A 17,388-nucleotide genomic window follows, 5' to 3' on the forward strand; every position below is an offset into this window, starting at 1 on the left:
AATAAGTGATTTAAATATAAATAAAAAAACGCTGGTTTAATACCAACGTCTTTTCTTTTTCTTTGAAGCTTCCGATTTTCTTGATTTCGTATTGTTGCTCCCCGGTTTTGATTTACCACTCTGGGCTTTATTCTTTTTATTTCTGAGATCGGGTTTTTGACCCTCTTCTTTTTTGGTTTCACTTTCCTGGTTACCATAGGGATAAGGATGATTGTCAATAACCTTGATTTTTAGCCTTATAAGTTTTTCGATATCCTTTAGGTAAGGAAGTTCATCATGGCCGCAAAACGATATTGCCAGTCCTGAATTACCTGCGCGTCCCGTACGCCCTATACGGTGTACATACGTTTCGGGGATGTTAGGCAGGTCAAAGTTTATTACAAATGGAAGGCTTTCTATATCAATGCCCCTTGCAGCAATATCTGTAGCTACAAGAACCGATATTTCTTTGTTCTTAAAACCATCAAGCATACGCTGGCGTGCACTTTGTGATTTATCGCCATGTATAGCTCCGGCTTCAATACCATTTTTTTTAAGCGCTTTAACCACATTGTCTGCCCCGTGTTTGGTACGGGTAAATACCAATACGTTTTTAAGGTTCTCGTTGCGTATAAGGTGATAAAGCAGTTTACGTTTGTCTGCTTTATCTACTAAATAAAGCTGTTGCTTAACCAGTTCGGCAGTGCTTGATATAGGTGCTACTGAAACATACTTAGGATCTGTTAGGAAACTATCAGCCAGTTCACGTATCGGTAATGGCATTGTAGCCGAGAATAATAATGTCTGCCTGTTATCGGGTGTAAGTTTGATAATCTTTTTTACATCGTTAATAAAGCCCATGTCCAGCATTAGGTCGGCTTCATCAAGTACTAAAAAGTGCAGGTGATCCAGATTTATGAACCCCTGTTTGTGAAGATCCAAAAGCCTTCCCGGAGTTGCAATAAGTACATCAACTCCTTTTTTAAGCTGGTCTACCTGTGGTGCCTGATTAACACCTCCAAAAACGGTTAACTGACGTATATTGGTATATTTACCATAATTTTCAAAGCTTTCGCCCACCTGTAACGCCAATTCGCGTGTTGGTGTGATTACCAAAGCCCTGATGTTTTTTCTTTTCTTGGCCGAACCTACAATAGGGTGCAACATATTAATCATAGGTATGGCAAAGGCTGCAGTTTTACCTGTACCAGTTTGTGCCGTACCCACAAGGTCCTTTTCATCTAAAACGGCAGGGATTGCCTGTTGCTGTATAGGGGTAGGGCTTTCATAGCCTTCATCACTAATAGCTTGGAGTATAGTTCGGTGTAAATTTAAGTCGCTGAATTTCATCATATAAAAAAGCTTGCCCGATTAAAGTTTACCGGGTGCGCTGCAAAGGTACGTTAAATAAAATTAGTGTTACTCTCCGTTTTTAGCTTTAATAAAATCGGTTACCAGATAAGCGATAAGCTTTCCTGTTAAATGGCTGTTCTTTTCATTGTCTAACGCCGGGGCTCCTTCACAAAGATGCAGGTAGGCTGCATTTTTGTTTTTCCCGAAGTAATGTATAAACTGTCTTACCTTTTCTATGCTAAATCCGCTGGGTGTCATGGCACTACTGGCAACATTAGGCAGGGAGTCGAGGTCTATTTCTATACCAAATTTTTCATCTTCAATATAGCCGAGGGCATGTGCCATCTCGTCACTAAAGCTTTTTTCTTTCCTTACGGCAATTTGCTCGTAAGTGTTATAGCGTACACGTTCGCTTAGTTTCTTAATACTCTCCATTACACCTTTTGAGGCATAATTTTCATGCAACCCGAAAATGTAGTATTTTTTAAGGAAACCTTCTTCCATGGCGTAGGAGAACCCATTACCACTATGACGGCCTTCCAACTGACGGAAATCAGTATGGGCATCAAAGTTAATAGCATTTACAGGTTTTCCGTTTGCCAGTGCAGTACCTTTTATATTACCATAGGCATTGTTGTGCCCTCCGCCAATAATAATAGGTGTTTTACCTGCTGTTATAATTCGGCCCACAATATGAGAAACTTCCTTGTCAATTTTCTCTACCAGTTGAGAGAGCTTTTTACGGTCTTCCTTTTCGTTTATATTTAAGCCTTCGGATTCCCTCATGGCATCAGTAACATCAATATGTCCAAGAATAATTACTTTATTCCCTTTACTGAATTTGTTATGCTGAAGGTTAACAATGGCTTTTATGGCGCTTTCCCATGCCGATGAAGCTCCTGCACGACCAAAGTTAGCACGAACACCTAAGTCTTCGGGCACGCCCAAAATAACATAGTTGGCTTCGCATGATTTAAGAAATTCAAAGGTTTTTTCGTCCTTTGGAATGGTAAGCATACGCTCACCAAATTTAATCTCCCCACTGCGGTGTGAGGTATATTTAGATAAGTCTGTGGCTGTAAACCTTATGATATTTTCCATACAATAATAATACGATTCAAAAATACTATTTTCCTATAAAATTTCGTTAAAATGAACCCATAGAATTAAAATATGTATAAATTTGGCAAAAACAATTTAATAAATAATGGAACAACAAAAAAGTAACTCTAGTTTAAAAGCGATTATAGTAATACTATCCATATTACTAGTTGGTAGCCTTGCGTACATGTACAAAATGAGCACCGACAATGAGGCAACAGAAAAGCAGTATATCTCTGAAAAAGACCAGCTTCTTAGTGATCTTGAGAGCGCTAAAGCAAGTTATGATGCTGCTATTGCTGATAACTCCGGTTTAAAAAGCGAACTTGAAGCTGAACGTGCAAAAATTGAAGAACTTATTGCGCAGGTTAAAAAGTCTGAAGGTGATGTTGCTTCTTTACAAAAATACAAGAACAGCTATTTTAAGCTAAAAAGCGAGATGGATAACCTGCTTGCTGAAAACAAAGCGCTTAAAGAGCAAAATGAAATGCTTACTGTAGAACGTGACAGTACTGCAACCGCACTAAACGAAACAAGACAGTACAATGATACTCTTGTTGCACAAAATATGAAAATTACAGAGAAAGCTTCTAAACTTTCTATCGTTAATTTAACTGCTGAAGCATTTAAAGAAAGAAACTCAGGTAAACTTGTTGCTACAGATAAAGCAAGACGTGTAGACAAACTTAAAATATCGTTTACAATTGCTGCTAACGAAGTGGCTCAAACTGGTAACAGAATGTTTTATGTACAGGTAATTGACAGTAAAAATAATGTTCTTGGTGAGAAACAAACCGAAACTTTTGGTGACTATACCCTTACTTACAGCTTTGTTACAAATGCTATTTATGAGAACAAGACTGTTACAGTAACAGAAATCCTTTCAGGGTCTGACTTTGAAAAAGGTCTTTACCACGTAAATCTTTTTGATAAAGATAAACTTGTTGCAAACGATACTTTTACTTTAAGGTAATAAGTAGTAACAGTTATAAAATAAAAAAGGAGCCTATATAGGCTCCTTTTTTATTTTGGTTTAGCTTATAACTTTTCCTTCAACGATTACTGTGTCTATAAGGTTACTGCCAAAAGCATAAGGTAACTGATAATAGGAGGTAAGTGGTTGGGTTATGATAAGATTAGCTCTTTTACCCTTAGTGATGCTACCATGTGTTTTTGATAAATCCATGGCATAAGCACCATTTATGGTTGCTGCATTTATGGCCTCTTCCGGTGTCATTTTCATTTTGATACAGGCAGTAGCCACTACAAGGTTCATGTTTCCTGACGGAGTAGTACCGGGGTTAAAATCGGTAGCAAGTGCCAGTGGTAGTCCTGCTTCCATCATTTTACGTGCCGGAGTATAAGGTATACTGATAAAGAAAGAACAGGTAGGCAGTGCCACAGGCATTGTTTTAGTACCTTTTAATACTTCTATATCCTCATCTGTTACAATTTCAAGATGGTCTACACTAAGGGCATCATACTTCACACAGGCTTCAATACCTTTAATAGCGGTAAACTGGTTTACGTGAATTTTAGCCTGTAGTCCGTATTTTTTACCGGCTTCCATAATACGTTCGGTTTCCTCAACAGAGAAGTATCCCGTTTCAAGGAAGGCATCAATATAGTCTGCCAGTTTTTCCTCGGCTATTTTAGGAAGCATTTCATTAATAATAAGGTCTATATAGGCGCTGTGATTTTCTTTATATTCAGCAAGGAAAGCGTGTGCTCCTAAAAAAGTAGCTTTGATGGCTACTGGGTATTCTTCCCTTAAACGCTTAATTACCCTTAACATTTTAAGTTCGCCTTCAACGGTTAGTCCGTAACCCGATTTAATCTCTACAGCTCCGGTTCCCTGTTGCATAACCTCTTCAAGGCGGCTGCGTGATTGCAGGTATAAATCCTCTTCAGATGTTTCGTTAAGCTTTTTAGCTGAGTTAAGTATACCACCACCTCGGGATGCAATTTCCTCATAACTAAGTCCGTTTATGCGGTCTACAAACTCCTGTTCGCGGTTGCCTGCATAAACAATATGTGTGTGGCTGTCACACCATGAAGGGAGTACGGTTTTTCCGGTTGCATCTATAGTTTGTACACCTGCAACATCAGGGCAGTTTTCCATAGTGCCGTAATCGGCAATAATGTTGTTTTCAATCAGTAAGTATGCGTTTTGTAAAGAAGGCAGCACGGCCATGTCTTTTCCTGAGACTTTCTCAATTCCGTTTTCCCTTACCTGCAGCAATTCTTTAATATTCGTAATAAGTATCTTCATGAATTAAACTTTTTGTAAAAATAGAATGGATTTTAAAAAACTCCTATATTTATGGAAACAAATCGACATGAAGAGGATTAAATACCGAAAAGTACGTAAAGTTCAGCCTAATTATTATGAGTATACAGGCGCCTATAAAAATGATCCTGTTGAAATGCAGCTTTTTACTTATGATGAGCACGGCTGTAAGGAATATCAAAAAGTACACCTTGATGTTATACAAAAAAAATGTACATCTTCTCAAAATCAAAATACAATTAAATGGCTTAATATACACGGATTGCATGATGTGGAGCTTATAAAGCAGATAGGCGAACTGTTGCATGTGGAAAGTTTTATAATTGGTGATATACTTAATACATCCCGACGCACCCGTATTGAGGAACTGGGTAATGATATACTGTTTTTTAGTGTAAAATCAGTACTGCCGGAAGAAGAGGAGGGAAGCATGGCTACCGAACAGATAAGTTTTTTACTGAAGGATAATATGATAATTTCGTTTCAGGAGAAAAAGAGTGACTATTTTTCACACATTCGTGAACGAATAAGGACAGGTGTTGGGGTGATTCGTAAAAAGAAAAACGACTACCTGTTGTATTTGATGCTTGACGCGATAATGGAAAACTTTTTTGTTACCATTGAAAAATATGAAGACAGAATTGAGGCGTTAAACATGCAGGCAAAAACCGACCAAAGGGCCGATTTTATAGCCGATGTTGAAAAGGCAAAAGAAAACCTTAATTTCCTGAAACGTTCCATTACACCTATACGTGAAGCTTTATTTAATATTAAAAATGACGAAGACGAGCAGGATTATGAGGTTATAGAAAGTACCAGTTATACCTTTTTTACACGCCTGCACCAAAAGAGCCTTGAACTATTGGATCAGATTGAGTATGACATGAACTCACTGGACAGTGCCTCTAACTTTTATTATTCGGCACAAGGGCAACGTATGAATGAGATTATGAAAACCCTTACTATTTTCTCGGTGGTATTTATGCCTATGACCTTTGTTGTAGGGGTATATGGGATGAATTTTGATCATATCCCCGAACTACATTTTAAGAACGGATATTTTTATGCTCTTGGGCTTATGGTGGCGCTTGCCCTCATTATGATAATTTATTTTAAACGTAAAAAATGGTTTTAATATGCAGAAGTTTACCAGTGATATTTCCAAAAAACAGTTTCCTGATTCCGAAAAAGTATCGGCTAAATTAGTACGTGAGCCTATACTGGACATCATCAAAAAAGATCATCCTGATTTTGATGTGAGCTGTAACCTCTCGCTTTCTGAATTGGCTCATTACAGGAAAAAGTACATATCCGACTTTATGAATACCCAAATGGGTGAGCTTACCGATATGGAGCAAAAGGTGGTGGAGTCGCTTAACGAAAAGACACTTATTAGCAATACCCTTGCCGATGAGGAAGAAACTACCACTTATACGGTAGGGCAGCGCGTAGCCGATAAGGTAGCAACTTTTGGTGGTAGCTGGACATTTATTATATCGTTTATGGTTTTTCTGTTAGCGTGGATAGTGCTTAATGTTTTTTGGCTTACAAATAAAGGCTTTGATCCTTATCCGTTTATCCTGCTTAACCTGATTTTGTCCTGCCTTGCAGCATTGCAGGCTCCGGTAATTATGATGAGCCAAAACAGGCAGGAGGAGAAAGATAGGGAGAGGGCTAAAAACGATTATCTTATTAACCTTAAAAGTGAACTTGAAATAAGGTTGCTACACGAAAAGCTGGATCACCTTATACTACACCAGGAGCAATCGCTTATTGAGATACAAAGGGTGCAGATTGATATGATGAATGATATTTTAAAACGTATGGAGAAAAGGAATTAGAGTTTTTTCTCACATCGTTTTTGTATTACATTTAAAAGCCTGTCCTGAAAATCTTTAATCATGATATTGGCCCAGAACTCACCGTAAAAATTAACGTTGCTGGTAAGGTTATATTCTGATGAAAGGCTGAGTTTTATTTTTCCTTCAGGCATTGGTGTTAGCTTGTATACCGCATTTTCAAAACGGAAATAATCACCCTCCAGTACATGTTTTTGGAATATTTTGTTTTGGCAAGAGGTAGGGTCTACTTTAATAGAAAAGGCAATTTCCCTGTTAAGATCATATTTGGTAATGATTTCGGTAAACTGTAAACCATCATCAAAATATCCTGTACGTATCCCTCCAAGTTCCTTTTTTGTTACTGTAGCCTTAACAGGGCGTGGTAACCCGAAGGTGTTTAATATACCTGGGTTATACTCGGTTTCATTAATAATATTTACAGCTACAATGTTATCCCATATAATTGCATCAGTGGCTTCAATAATAATTTCGCTGTTAACGTTGTAGTTACGGGAGTTGGGTTCCAGTGACTTTTCTAAAGGTAAAACCAGAAAAGGAAGTAAAGCCAAACCGAAAAGTTTGTTCCTTTTGTTACGTTTTATTACTTCATCCAGAAACACCACTAAAAAGGCAATAAGGGTTCCCAGTAATATAAATGGTATAGCTAAAACGAAAAAGCACAGAAAATCTTCAATTTTAAACAGTATCATTAACCCGAATAGTAGCGGAATACTAAGCCATGGGATAAACAATAGTTTTTTGTATGATTGTATTTGTTCCCTATTGATAAAAAGGAAAGGAACAGCACCAAGCCCTATAGGTACAAGGAAAAGAAATGAAACGGTAGCAATATTGGATTTAAAAACATATCTGGCTGCCAGTCCGTAAACCACACCTGCCAGTATGCCTATTATGAAAGTTACCTTTTTCTGTTTGTAAAACTGTTTCATGAGTCTTGATTTAAGTGAAGCTCCATAAACACTACATCCAGCCAGCGGTTAAACTTAAATCCTACTTCCTTTAATAATCCCGCTTCCCTGAAACCGAATTTTTTATGGAACTCTATACTGCTTTTGTTTTCGGCATCTATACCAGCTATCATGCTGTGCATACCCTGTTTTTTGGCAAGTATAATAAGGTCGGCTAAAAGCATTTTCCCTATGCCTTTACCATGATATTCCTCATTTACATAAACTGAATGTTCTACAGTGTATTTGTAACCGTCTTTAGTACGAAAGGTTCCATAAGTACCATAACCTGCCACCTTGCCTTTAATATCAGCAACAATAACGGGCCATTCTGCTTCCTGCTTTTCTTTAAACCACTGTTGTATATACTCCATTGATTTCACATTGTAGTCGTACAAAGCGGTAGAGTATAGTATGTTGTGATTTACTATAGCCAGTATACCTTCAAGGTCGTTTACAATGGCAGGGCGCAGGGTTGTTTCCATATAACAAATATAATAATTAAGCCTACAGTTTTGTCATTGCGAGGAGGAACGACGTGGCAATCTTTATAATTATTTTATAGATTGCTTCGCAGGCTCGCAATGACTGAAATTATTATGAATAAATAAAAGCCCCGCTATTGCGGGGCCTTTTATAAAAGTTAAGTATGTCTTATTTTAAAGAACCTACCATGTCTTCCGGTTTAACCCAAGCGTCAAAATCTTCAGGAGACACATAACCTAAACGTACAGCCTCTTCTTTAAGGGTAGTACCGTTTTTGTGTGCTGTTTGAGCAATTTCGGCAGCTTTGTAGTAACCAATTTTTGTATTAAGCGCAGTTACAAGCATTAATGAGTTGCTTACAAGTTCGTTGATACGGGTGTGGTTTGGTTCAATTCCTTGCGCACAGTGCTCATCAAAAGATACACATGCGTCACCTATAAGTCTTGCCGACTGTAGGAAGTTAGCAGCCATAACCGGTTTGAATACGTTAAGTTCGTAGTGACCCTGAGTACCACCTACAGTGATAGCCACATCGTTACCCATTACCTGAGCACAAACCATAGTTAGAGCTTCACATTGTGTAGGGTTAACTTTACCAGGCATGATAGATGATCCCGGTTCGTTTTCAGGGATAAGGATTTCACCAATTCCCGAACGTGGACCAGATGCAAGCATACGGATATCGTTTGCTATTTTGTTTAATGATACAGCAAGCTGTTTTAATGCACCGTGAGTTTCCACAATAGCATCGTGTGCAGCAAGAGCCTCAAATTTGTTCTCTGCAGTTACAAAAGGATGTCCTGTAAATTTAGCGATGTACTCGGCTACTTTTACATCATATCCTTCAGGAGTGTTAAGTCCTGTACCTACAGCAGTACCGCCAAGAGCAACTTCAGATAGGTGGGCTAAAGTATTTTTAAGTGCTTTTAAACCGTAGTTAAGTTGTGCCACATAACCTGAAAGTTCCTGACCTAAAGTTAGAGGAGTAGCATCCATAAGGTGAGTACGGCCTATTTTTACCACATTCATAAACTCCTGAGACTTTTTGTGTAAAGTGTCACGAAGTTTTTCTACACCCGGAATAGTAATTTCCACTACAGCTTTGTAAGCAGCAATGTGCATACCTGTAGGGAAAGTATCGTTAGAAGACTGGGATTTGTTTACGTCGTCGTTAGCTTTGAGTACCGGCTCACCTTCGCCAATTTTACCTCCGGCAAGAACCTGAGCTCTGTTTGCAACAACCTCGTTTACGTTCATGTTACTTTGCGTACCCGAACCTGTTTGCCATATTACAAGCGGAAACTGATCGTCCAGTTTACCGGCAAGGATTTCGTCGCAAACCTGAGCGATAGCATCACGCTTCTCTACAGATAGTACGCCTAAATCGTGGTTAGCATAGGCAGCAGCCTTTTTAAGGTAAGCAAAACCTTCTACTATTTCTTTTGGCATAGAAGCGGCGTTGCCTATCTTAAAATTGTTTCTTGAACGTTCGGTTTGTGCGCCCCAGTACTTGTCTGCAGGGACTTTCACTTCACCCATGGTGTCTTTTTCTATTCTGTATTCCATTTTTTGTGTATTTATTGTAATTCAGTTTGATTTGGTTTTTAAAACGTAACTGACTGATGTTGTGAACGCGTTTTAAAAACTCAGCCAAAAATAAGCAATATAGCCAGGTATTGAAAACGATTTCATAAAATTATTTTGTGTGTTTTTTGGTTTTTTGTGTTGGTAAAAATAAATTTTAGGATTATCTTTGGCGTGAATTAGAATAAACATATATACGATCATGTTCGAATTTCATCAATACTTAGGTTTCTTAGGCTTTCTAACTGTTTTAACAATAGGTTTTTGGTTAATGATGTTCCTTGTAAGCTTCGTGTTTTACTGGTTAGGCGGTGCAACCGTTGAATTAATCAAAGAGAAAAGAGCTAACAGAAATAGCGAAAACTAATAAAAGCTGCCTCAGGTAGCTTTTTTGGTACAGGCAATGATGTCTGCCTTGAACCGCCCTTAACCGGGCTGATGGCGTCTACAGTTACGGCAATTGCCGTGTAGATCTATTATATAAACAAGGTAACATGAATAAACAATCTTTAAGAGGGCTCATTGCATCTGTCGAACAAATTCCACAGTTTTTTTATCTTCTAAAGTGGCTGCTTATTTCGGCAATTGTCGGGATATTGTGCGGTTCTGCTTCTGCATTCTTTTTAGTTTCACTTGAATGGGCTACAAATTGGCGTGAAAACCATATTTGGATTATTGCCTTACTACCTTTAGGCGGACTCATAATCGGACTTTTATATCATTATTTTGGCAGTAGTGTTGTTAAAGGCAACAATATGCTGTTGGAAGAACTCCATACTCCTAAACAGGTGATTCCTTTCCGTATGGCACCACTGGTGTTGTTTGGTACTATTGCTACACACTTTTTTGGTGGTTCTGCCGGGCGGGAGGGCACTGCCGTGCAAATGGGAGGTGCTATTGCCGATCAGCTCACAAAGCTTTTTAAAATGCGTCCGCGTGATCGTAAAATACTTATTATAATAGGTATTAGCGGTGGTTTTGCTTCTGTATTCGGTACACCGTTGGCGGGAGCTGTTTTTGCGCTTGAGGTTTTGGTTTTGGGAAGGATGCGCTATGAAGCAATACTACCAAGTTTCCTTACTGCCGTTGTAGCTAATTATACCTGTCATTTATGGGGAGTAGGGCACACGCATTACCACATTCCTTTTGTGCCCGAAATGACTCCGCTTAATCTGATATTTGCGGCAGGAGTAGGTATTGCATTTGGATTAACAGCCATGCTTTTTTCCCGAATGACACATTTTTGGGGTGAATTTTTTAAATCTAAAATCAGTTATTCCCCGTTAAGGCCTTTTGTAGGCGGTATAGTAATAGCTGTTGCAGTTTTTGCAATAGGTACTACCAAATACATAGGCTTAGGGGTTCCGGTAATTGTAGAGGCTTTTAACCAGGATCTTACTTCATACGACTTCCTGCTTAAAATACTGTTTACTTCCTTTACCCTTGGAGCGGGTTTTAAAGGGGGAGAGGTAACACCATTGTTTTTTATAGGAGCTACGCTGGGTAATGCACTGGCATTTTTTGTACCACTGCCTTTAGCTTTGTTAGCAGGAATGGGATTTGTGGCTGTTTTCTCTGGTGCTACCAATACGCCAATAGCCTGTACACTTATGGGTATTGAGCTTTTTGGAGCCGATAGCACTGTGTTTATCGCCATTGCTTGTGTGGTTGCCTATTTGTTCTCGGGACATACGGGAATTTATTCTGCACAAATAGTAGGCAGTTCCAAGCATTTGCTGTTTGGCAGGGAGCAGGATAAAACACTTGCTAATATAGGTAGTTCACGTAAGGAAAGGAGAACCAATTACTTAACTACTTTGTTTGCCGGAAAATAAATACTAACTACAGCACCTTCATCCGGCTTGCCCGTTGCTGATATATATCCGCCGTGGTTTTGTACTATCTTTTTACAAAGCGCCAGTCCAACTCCCGATCCTTTATATTCGTTAGAGGAATTTAACCTTGTAAAAATATTGAAGATAGATTCAGCATATTCCTGTTCAAACCCTATTCCGTTATCGGCTACATAAACCAGTCTGTAAAGCATTTTATCAGCATCATTATGTACTACCGGTACAGCTTCTGCAGATATTTTTACTACAGGCTTTCTGTCGTGAGCAGAATATTTGATGGAGTTGCTTATCAGGTTAGAGAACAGTTGTTTTAAAAGGAATGGTATTCCCTGTATTACAGGAAGCTGATCTACCTGTACCTCGGCCTGTTTTTCCTCTATAGTTTCATGTAATTCAGTAATTAAATCGTTAACAATATCGGTAAGGTTAACAGGTTCAAAGTTGCTGTCTTCGTGTTTAAGGCGGGTGTATTTAAGTATATCAATGAGCAGGGTTTGCATCCTGTTTGCCGAACTGTTCATTCGCCTTATAGAATCTTCTACCTTTTCAGGGATATCCTTTTCGGTACTAAGAATACGTGATGATATGAGCTGAATTTTACGTAATGGTTCCTGCAGGTCGTGTGTACTTATCCAGTTAATGTTCTCTAGTTCTGAGTTGGTTTCCTTTAGTAATTCACTCAGTTTTCGGTACTTTTCCTCTTCCTGTGTAATGATTAACAGGTTTATTTGTCTTTGTAGACTATAAGCATAACTAGCTGCTGTATCCAGTTCGGGTTTTTCCCAGGGTTTACTCTGGCAGTCTACTATCTCCTTCCACAATTTAAAAGAATTTCTTGGCGAAAGCCCTTTTTCGTCCTTTATAATCGATTTGTTTGGATCGCCACCCCAATTTACTTCTTTCTTGGTTTCGGGCCTGTACCATATAATACAGTTGTTACTTTCTATATCAAGAGAATGGTATATGAGCCCAGAAGTATCTTCGCACATATCTTTATATTCCGGTAGTAAGCTGATAAGCTTGTCGGTATATGTATGTCCGTTTTGTGTATAGGTAGCCAGCCAGCTGGATAATTTTTGTATTTGTTCGTTAGGAGGGGTAAGTCCGTTTTTGTATACCGTATTGTTTATTAGTATGGAAACTCCCGATGCGTTACATAGCTCCAGTAAATGAGGCGAAGCTATAAGCTCATCAAAAGTATGATTCTCTGTTAAAGCAATAGCATTAACTTTCTCCAGTGCTGTATTTGTTTTTTGTGACAGTTCGTATTCCTCATTCTTTTGCCTAAGATCAATTTGTGAGGTAATAAAATGTCCCTGTAACTTAGCTGCCAGCCTTAGTTCGGGCGACAGGTTTTTAGGAGAGTAATGGTGGCAGGCTATAAGCCCCCACAGTTTTTTCTGGTAAATAAGCGATATGGTAAGCGTGGCACCAACTCCCATGTTATGCAGATATTGCACGTGTATAGGAGAGGTACTTCTTAAAACAGAAAGGCTTAGGTCCAGATTTTTATTCTCGCTTTTGTCTATGGTATATATAGGAACCGGAGTATAATCAATATCGGTAATAATACGCAGCAGGTTTTGCATATAGAGTTCGCGGGCCTGCTTAGGTATGTCGGTATGTGGGTAATGCAGTCCTAAAAACGGCTCAAGGTCTTCGCGTACACTTTCGGCAAAAACCTCTCCGTTATAATCTTTATCAAAACGATAAATCATTACACGGTCATATCCTGTAATATCGCGAGTTCCTTTTGCTACAAGTTGGCACAATTCCTTAAACGTGTTAGTATCGTGCATGTAGGAAAGAAACTGTGATGTATGGTTATACTCGCGGGAAGCGTCTATTTCGTTTACGCTTGCGGGTTCGGCTTCAATAATATAAAGGGAGTCGCTTTTGTGAACCGTACATACAAAATGCTTATTAAACAGACTTATTTTAAGAAGACTTGATGAAAGCATAAGCTTTTTTTCAATATAGCCTTTCAGGTCGGTAAGCGCCTGTTCACCAAAAACAGTATCAAAGCTTTTACCTAATGCCTGTTCATGGCTAATGTCGGTAAAGTCTTTACTGTTACCGCTGCAAAATTCTATTTTGTAAGTGTTGGAGTGAACGGCAATTAAGAATCCGTGTGGCTGAATGCTTCCCGGAATATGTATGGGTTCCTGTTCACAATTGGTAAGGTTTACAATATCACGATTAACGATATCCTTTATATTCATAAACTAATGGGGGTTAGTTTTGGGTAAAATGCCTGCTAATAGTGTTAAAGGCATATTCTGCCCCGGCAATTATTTCATTTTCATTGTTGTGCTTTTCCTCATAGGCTGTTAATGCATTAAGGAAAGATTTCCACCTGCTTCCGGTTTGATTACCGTAGCCGGCAAAGTAAGTGGCTCCGTTATCTTCGGTAAGGCCTAAAGCCGAATTGATATTTTTTAATATTACCCTTCCGCCAAGTGACGAACCTTCAATAACATATAGTATGCCCATCCTAAAGGCAGGTGACATAGCCTCTATGTTTTGAAAAGGTTTCTGGTTTTGCATTTTGGCATAGCCCAACGCACTAAAATCACTTTCTATAAGTGATGCTTTGTTACGTTGTGCAATATCGGGTATAAAAGGGGTAAGGGCAGGAAAAATTTCTTCTTCTGCCTGCTTAACCACATCATGCATAAGGTTTAGGTAAAATAAATACTGGGAAGCCGTTACTTCAGGATCCATTATTGACTCTGAAACAGGAAGCTTCTCCAGATTTGTATGGGCTACCGATGTTTTAGTACGTAATCTTTCTAAAAACGTTTCGGTAGTCGTAATATCATTATTCATAAAATAATCTTCTTAGCTAAAGTATACGAAGTTGTTAGTCTCTACAGTAAACTTATCCCAGTTTATTTTAAGGGTATGTTCTATAGATTTTTTAAGCTTATCGAAAGCACCTGATTTAGGAACATAAAAAGAGGCTCCAAGGTCTTTACTCTGCTGTATAGTGATATCATCACTGGAAGTGGAGAACATTACCACAGGCAGGTTTTTATGCTTACCTGATTCGCGCACGCGTCTTAATGTTTCAAGTCCGTTCATTCCCGGCATATTAATATCCAGAAATACCAGATAAGGGGTGGGAGGCGGATTGTTTAATGCGTGCAGTAACTCTTCGCCGTTACGTTGTGTAACCACTTTTACGTTTGTATCTATAATGTCGATAATCTCCCTGAAGAAGTCAATATCTTCCTGGTCGTCATCGGTATAAAATATTGTTAATTCATTATTCATGGCCTATGTAATTTTAAGCGTGTTAAAAACAAATATAGTTTATTTAAAATCTAATATATGTTTACAAGCTGTTAATATTAGACTTGCAGGGAGTTATGCGGAATATTGTAACATCTCTGCCTCAAATTATAAATACTTTACTTACTAAAAATTGAGTATAAAACTATCTTTATTAAGTCCGTCTGTAATATATTGCCAGTTGATATGGATTACATCCGAAAGTATTTTTTTAAGTTCGGTAAAATCTGTAGGCTTTTTAATGTATACATTGGCTCCCGATATAAAAGTCTGTTCCACATCATGATCTGAAGAGGAAGTGGAATATATAGCTACCGAAATGTTTTTAAGGCGCTCACTGTTCCTTATTTCACTTAAGCATTCCATCCCTGATTTGCGGGGCATGTTAAGGTCAAGAAAAATAATGTCCGGTAGCGGATTTTCTTTAAGTACAAGATGATTCATTAGTGATACCCCGTCATTAAATGTAGTAAGGGTATACTTTATCTTAACCTCCTCAAAGGCTTCGGTAAAAAACAGACGATCGTCTTCGTCGTCATCTGCCAGCATAATGTGTAAGTGAGTATGGAGCATAAACAGGCTTATATATTGTTTTCAGCTATTCTTTTTTGCCTCATTATCTTTTGAAAGGTGGTAGGAGTAACCCCGGTTATGTTTTTGAACTGTTGCGACAGGTAGGCTACGCTACTGTAGTTCATCATGAAAGAAATTTCGGTAAGGGAAAGACTTTCGGTCATTAACAGCTGCTTTACTCTTTCAATTTTATGTAGGATTATAAAATTTTCTATGGATATAAAGGTCACTTCCGAGAACACCTGTGATAGGGTACGGTAACTTTCGTTAAGCTTTTCAGAAAGGTATGACGATATTTTTAATGATTGTACGCCCTTATCTGCATAAAGCATTTCTATAATAGCATTCTTGATTTTTTGTACCAATATGCTTTTTTGATTGTCAACGATTTCTATGCCATATTCTTTTAAGGAATCAATCAGCTGATTGTATTTTTCCATCGGGATGTTTTCCCTGAATTTGACATATCCGGGTTCGGTTACTTTGCAGTCAATCTCAAATTTGTCTAATTGCTGCTGTAGCAGAACTTTACACATCTGGTCTATGTTATATTTTATGTAAAGCTCCATTAGTTGTCCTTTAATTAGCGAGTAAAATTAGTAATTTTTATTAACATGTGTTTAAGTGCGCCGCATTTCATATCAGTTCTATAGACTAATATTTAAACCTGTGTTTTTTTAAAAAATTTAGTTTCAGTATTTTAGGTCTTTTTTATAAATTTAGAAAACCTTTAAATCTTAACATCCTGCTCTGTGTAGGCTTTAAGAGGTTATATAACCTTAAATGCAATATAATAAATTATGCTGTTTTTTCAAATACCTCCTCCCGATGGCGGGATAATTTATACTGAAACCAACATGTATAACCTGTTTCCCGAACCGTTAAACGCCATAACGTCAATACTGTTTTTGTTTCTGGCCTTTTACTGGACATTTAAGTTGTGGGGAAAGGTAAGGCAGCATACTTTTTTGTTTAGTGCCGTAATACTGCTTTATATTGGCGGAATAGGAGGTACGGTGTATCACGGACTGCGACAGTGGAGTATATTTATTATGATGGACTGGTTGCCTATAATGTTGTTGTGTATTGCTGCGGGTATTTACTTTTTAACCCGACTTACAAAATGGTACTATGCGTTTGGCTTAATACTACTTTATGTAGGATTTCAGTTTTTATTGCGAAATACCATTAAGGGCGACAGGCACCTATTGATAAATATTAACTATGCGGCTATGGCTGCTATGGTATTGTTCCCGGTACTGGCTTATTTGGTAAAAACAAAGTTTGAAAACGGAATGTGGGTAGGCATGGCATTCCTGGCTTTTATTTTAGCTCTTGTTTTCCGTATTGGTGACGGTTGGGGCTGGGTAAGCTTTGGGCCCCATTTTTTATGGCATTTGTTTGGAGCAGTGGCTGCACATTGTATGTTTCAATACATATACCATATAAATAACAGGGATTTGCTTACCGCTTAAAAACACAAAACCCGCTTTGAGACAAAGCGGGAATGGATAAAAGATAAGATGTGCTATTCGGTTGGCATGGCGCTCATATCCATATAGAATATTTCCCATTGGTGTCCGTCTAAATCTTCAAAATTGCGGTTGTACATCCAGCCGTAATCTATAGGATCTTTGTATTGCTTACCTCCGGCAGCAAAAGCTTTTTCTATTATGCTTTCCACTTCGTCACGACTGCTTACAGATAGTGCCGTGATTACCTCTGTTGCTTTTTTAGCATCTGCTATCGGTTTGGTAATAAAGGTACTAAAATACTTTTCGGTAAGCAGCATTGCAAACATGTTTTCTCCTATAATCATGCACGTTGCATTCTCGTCGGTAAACTGGGCATTAAATGTAAAGCCTACTTTAGTGAAAAATTCAATTGACCTGTTAAGATCCTTTACCGGAAGGTTAATGAAGATTTGATTAATTTTTGTCATAACTGTTCGTTTTTTGATTTGTATACTACAAAGTTATAAACGAAAGCCTCACACAAGGGTGTGTATCTCTGACAAGCTAAGGGGGAAATCAGGACGATTTTAGTTTTGGGTGTTCAATAATCAA

The 17,388-nt window shown here is 38.3% G+C and carries 18 protein-coding genes and 1 riboswitch; of the genes, 6 read left to right on the forward strand and 12 right to left on the reverse strand.

Annotation, left to right across the window (positions count from 1 at the left end; translation table 11 throughout):
• Window positions 1–36: 36 nt before the first annotated feature.
• Window positions 37–1,329, reverse strand: a complete 1,293-nt coding sequence (locus ABS768_RS14750; protein WP_408075773.1) for a DEAD/DEAH box helicase — start codon at window positions 1,327–1,329, stop codon at window positions 37–39.
• 69 nt (window positions 1,330–1,398) lie between these two features.
• Window positions 1,399–2,433 (reverse strand): formimidoylglutamase, encoded by a 1,035-nt coding sequence (locus ABS768_RS14755; RefSeq protein ID WP_408075718.1) that lies wholly within the window; start codon window positions 2,431–2,433, stop codon window positions 1,399–1,401.
• Between the two features lie 106 nt (window positions 2,434–2,539).
• Here ABS768_RS14755 and ABS768_RS14760 point away from each other — a divergent pair, with 106 nt between their 5' ends.
• Complete coding sequence (locus tag ABS768_RS14760) at window positions 2,540–3,406, forward strand: hypothetical protein (RefSeq protein ID WP_408075719.1); 867 nt, start codon at window positions 2,540–2,542, stop codon at window positions 3,404–3,406.
• Between the two features lie 60 nt (window positions 3,407–3,466).
• On the opposite strand, the gene hutI is transcribed toward ABS768_RS14760, so the two are convergent.
• On the reverse strand, window positions 3,467–4,705 hold the full coding sequence (gene hutI / locus ABS768_RS14765) for an imidazolonepropionase (RefSeq protein ID WP_408075720.1): 1,239 nt from the start codon (window positions 4,703–4,705) through the stop codon (window positions 3,467–3,469).
• 67 nt (window positions 4,706–4,772) lie between these two features.
• Here hutI and corA point away from each other — a divergent pair, with 67 nt between their 5' ends.
• Together corA and ABS768_RS14775 are read left to right on the forward strand one after the other, a co-directional pair.
• Window positions 4,773–5,858 carry a magnesium/cobalt transporter CorA gene (gene corA, locus ABS768_RS14770; RefSeq protein ID WP_408075721.1) on the forward strand — a complete coding sequence of 362 codons (1,086 nt, stop codon included), beginning with the start codon at window positions 4,773–4,775 and terminating at the stop codon, window positions 5,856–5,858.
• Between the two features lies 1 nt (window position 5,859).
• Complete coding sequence (locus tag ABS768_RS14775; RefSeq protein ID WP_408075722.1) at window positions 5,860–6,564, forward strand: DUF1003 domain-containing protein; 705 nt, start codon at window positions 5,860–5,862, stop codon at window positions 6,562–6,564.
• On the opposite strand, the gene ABS768_RS14780 is transcribed toward ABS768_RS14775, so the two are convergent.
• From ABS768_RS14780 to fumC, 3 genes are all read right to left on the reverse strand, one after another.
• Window positions 6,561–7,514 (reverse strand): hypothetical protein, encoded by a 954-nt coding sequence (locus ABS768_RS14780; RefSeq protein WP_408075723.1) that lies wholly within the window; start codon window positions 7,512–7,514, stop codon window positions 6,561–6,563. The two genes, ABS768_RS14775 and ABS768_RS14780, sit on opposite strands and share 4 nt — an antisense overlap.
• Window positions 7,511–8,017: a GNAT family N-acetyltransferase gene (locus tag ABS768_RS14785; RefSeq protein ID WP_408075724.1), complete on the reverse strand. Its 507-nt coding sequence runs from the start codon at window positions 8,015–8,017 to the stop codon at window positions 7,511–7,513. The genes ABS768_RS14780 and ABS768_RS14785 overlap by 4 nt, the downstream gene beginning before the upstream one ends.
• Before the next feature lie 169 nt (window positions 8,018–8,186).
• Window positions 8,187–9,584 (reverse strand): class II fumarate hydratase, encoded by a 1,398-nt coding sequence (gene fumC / locus ABS768_RS14790; protein WP_408075725.1) that lies wholly within the window; start codon window positions 9,582–9,584, stop codon window positions 8,187–8,189.
• Window positions 9,585–9,804: 220 nt separating this feature from the next.
• Here fumC and ABS768_RS14795 point away from each other — a divergent pair, with 220 nt between their 5' ends.
• Entirely contained in the window at window positions 9,805–9,969 is a 165-nt protein-coding gene (locus ABS768_RS14795; protein WP_408075726.1) for a hypothetical protein, read from the forward strand.
• A gap of 23 nt (window positions 9,970–9,992) precedes the next feature.
• A riboswitch (Fluoride riboswitch) is annotated at window positions 9,993–10,057 on the forward strand.
• Between the two features lie 39 nt (window positions 10,058–10,096).
• Window positions 10,097–11,437: a voltage-gated chloride channel family protein gene (locus tag ABS768_RS14800; RefSeq protein ID WP_408075727.1), complete on the forward strand. Its 1,341-nt coding sequence runs from the start codon at window positions 10,097–10,099 to the stop codon at window positions 11,435–11,437.
• On the opposite strand, the gene ABS768_RS14805 is transcribed toward ABS768_RS14800, so the two are convergent.
• From ABS768_RS14805 to ABS768_RS14825, 5 genes are all read right to left on the reverse strand, one after another.
• Window positions 11,407–13,677 carry an ATP-binding protein gene (locus ABS768_RS14805; RefSeq protein WP_408075728.1) on the reverse strand — a complete coding sequence of 757 codons (2,271 nt, stop codon included), beginning with the start codon at window positions 13,675–13,677 and terminating at the stop codon, window positions 11,407–11,409. The two genes, ABS768_RS14800 and ABS768_RS14805, sit on opposite strands and share 31 nt — an antisense overlap.
• A gap of 13 nt (window positions 13,678–13,690) precedes the next feature.
• A complete protein-coding gene (locus ABS768_RS14810) occupies window positions 13,691–14,284 on the reverse strand; it encodes a biliverdin-producing heme oxygenase (RefSeq protein WP_408075729.1) in 594 nt (197 codons plus the stop codon).
• A 12-nt stretch (window positions 14,285–14,296) separates the two neighbouring features.
• On the reverse strand, window positions 14,297–14,731 hold the full coding sequence (locus ABS768_RS14815; RefSeq protein WP_408075730.1) for a response regulator: 435 nt from the start codon (window positions 14,729–14,731) through the stop codon (window positions 14,297–14,299).
• A gap of 144 nt (window positions 14,732–14,875) precedes the next feature.
• Window positions 14,876–15,322 (reverse strand): response regulator, encoded by a 447-nt coding sequence (locus ABS768_RS14820; RefSeq protein WP_408075731.1) that lies wholly within the window; start codon window positions 15,320–15,322, stop codon window positions 14,876–14,878.
• Window positions 15,323–15,330: 8 nt separating this feature from the next.
• Window positions 15,331–15,891 carry a helix-turn-helix domain-containing protein gene (locus ABS768_RS14825; RefSeq protein WP_157484337.1) on the reverse strand — a complete coding sequence of 187 codons (561 nt, stop codon included), beginning with the start codon at window positions 15,889–15,891 and terminating at the stop codon, window positions 15,331–15,333.
• Between the two features lie 231 nt (window positions 15,892–16,122).
• On the opposite strand from ABS768_RS14825, the gene ABS768_RS14830 reads away from it, so the two are divergent.
• Complete coding sequence (locus ABS768_RS14830) at window positions 16,123–16,797, forward strand: hypothetical protein (RefSeq protein WP_408075732.1); 675 nt, start codon at window positions 16,123–16,125, stop codon at window positions 16,795–16,797.
• Between the two features lie 53 nt (window positions 16,798–16,850).
• Here the strand turns inward: ABS768_RS14830 and ABS768_RS14835 are convergent, their stop codons facing one another.
• On the reverse strand, window positions 16,851–17,264 hold the full coding sequence (locus ABS768_RS14835) for a VOC family protein (RefSeq protein ID WP_408075733.1): 414 nt from the start codon (window positions 17,262–17,264) through the stop codon (window positions 16,851–16,853).
• Between the last annotated feature and the right edge of the window lie 124 nt (window positions 17,265–17,388).

Origin of the sequence: Flavobacterium rhizophilum (assembly GCF_046000485.1) — a bacterium.
GTDB lineage: Bacteria > Bacteroidota > Bacteroidia > Flavobacteriales > Flavobacteriaceae > Flavobacterium > Flavobacterium rhizophilum.

Excerpts from the sequence above, each read along its gene's own strand:
- ABS768_RS14750 (WP_408075773.1), bottom strand. The coding sequence starts at position 1,329 with ATGAAATTCAGCGACTTAAATTTACACCGAACTATACTCCAAGCTATT.
- ABS768_RS14755 (WP_408075718.1), bottom strand. The coding sequence starts at position 2,433 with ATGGAAAATATCATAAGGTTTACAGCCACAGACTTATCTAAATATACC.
- ABS768_RS14760 (WP_408075719.1), top strand. The coding sequence starts at position 2,540 with ATGGAACAACAAAAAAGTAACTCTAGTTTAAAAGCGATTATAGTAATA.
- hutI (WP_408075720.1), bottom strand. The coding sequence starts at position 4,705 with ATGAAGATACTTATTACGAATATTAAAGAATTGCTGCAGGTAAGGGAA.
- corA (WP_408075721.1), top strand. The coding sequence starts at position 4,773 with ATGAAGAGGATTAAATACCGAAAAGTACGTAAAGTTCAGCCTAATTAT.
- ABS768_RS14775 (WP_408075722.1), top strand. The coding sequence starts at position 5,860 with ATGCAGAAGTTTACCAGTGATATTTCCAAAAAACAGTTTCCTGATTCC.
- ABS768_RS14780 (WP_408075723.1), bottom strand. The coding sequence starts at position 7,514 with ATGAAACAGTTTTACAAACAGAAAAAGGTAACTTTCATAATAGGCATA.
- ABS768_RS14785 (WP_408075724.1), bottom strand. The coding sequence starts at position 8,017 with ATGGAAACAACCCTGCGCCCTGCCATTGTAAACGACCTTGAAGGTATA.
- fumC (WP_408075725.1), bottom strand. The coding sequence starts at position 9,584 with ATGGAATACAGAATAGAAAAAGACACCATGGGTGAAGTGAAAGTCCCT.
- ABS768_RS14795 (WP_408075726.1), top strand. The coding sequence starts at position 9,805 with ATGTTCGAATTTCATCAATACTTAGGTTTCTTAGGCTTTCTAACTGTT.
- ABS768_RS14800 (WP_408075727.1), top strand. The coding sequence starts at position 10,097 with ATGAATAAACAATCTTTAAGAGGGCTCATTGCATCTGTCGAACAAATT.
- ABS768_RS14805 (WP_408075728.1), bottom strand. The coding sequence starts at position 13,677 with ATGAATATAAAGGATATCGTTAATCGTGATATTGTAAACCTTACCAAT.
- ABS768_RS14810 (WP_408075729.1), bottom strand. The coding sequence starts at position 14,284 with ATGAATAATGATATTACGACTACCGAAACGTTTTTAGAAAGATTACGT.
- ABS768_RS14815 (WP_408075730.1), bottom strand. The coding sequence starts at position 14,731 with ATGAATAATGAATTAACAATATTTTATACCGATGACGACCAGGAAGAT.
- ABS768_RS14820 (WP_408075731.1), bottom strand. The coding sequence starts at position 15,322 with ATGCTCCATACTCACTTACACATTATGCTGGCAGATGACGACGAAGAC.
- ABS768_RS14825 (WP_157484337.1), bottom strand. The coding sequence starts at position 15,891 with ATGGAGCTTTACATAAAATATAACATAGACCAGATGTGTAAAGTTCTG.
- ABS768_RS14830 (WP_408075732.1), top strand. The coding sequence starts at position 16,123 with ATGCTGTTTTTTCAAATACCTCCTCCCGATGGCGGGATAATTTATACT.
- ABS768_RS14835 (WP_408075733.1), bottom strand. The coding sequence starts at position 17,264 with ATGACAAAAATTAATCAAATCTTCATTAACCTTCCGGTAAAGGATCTT.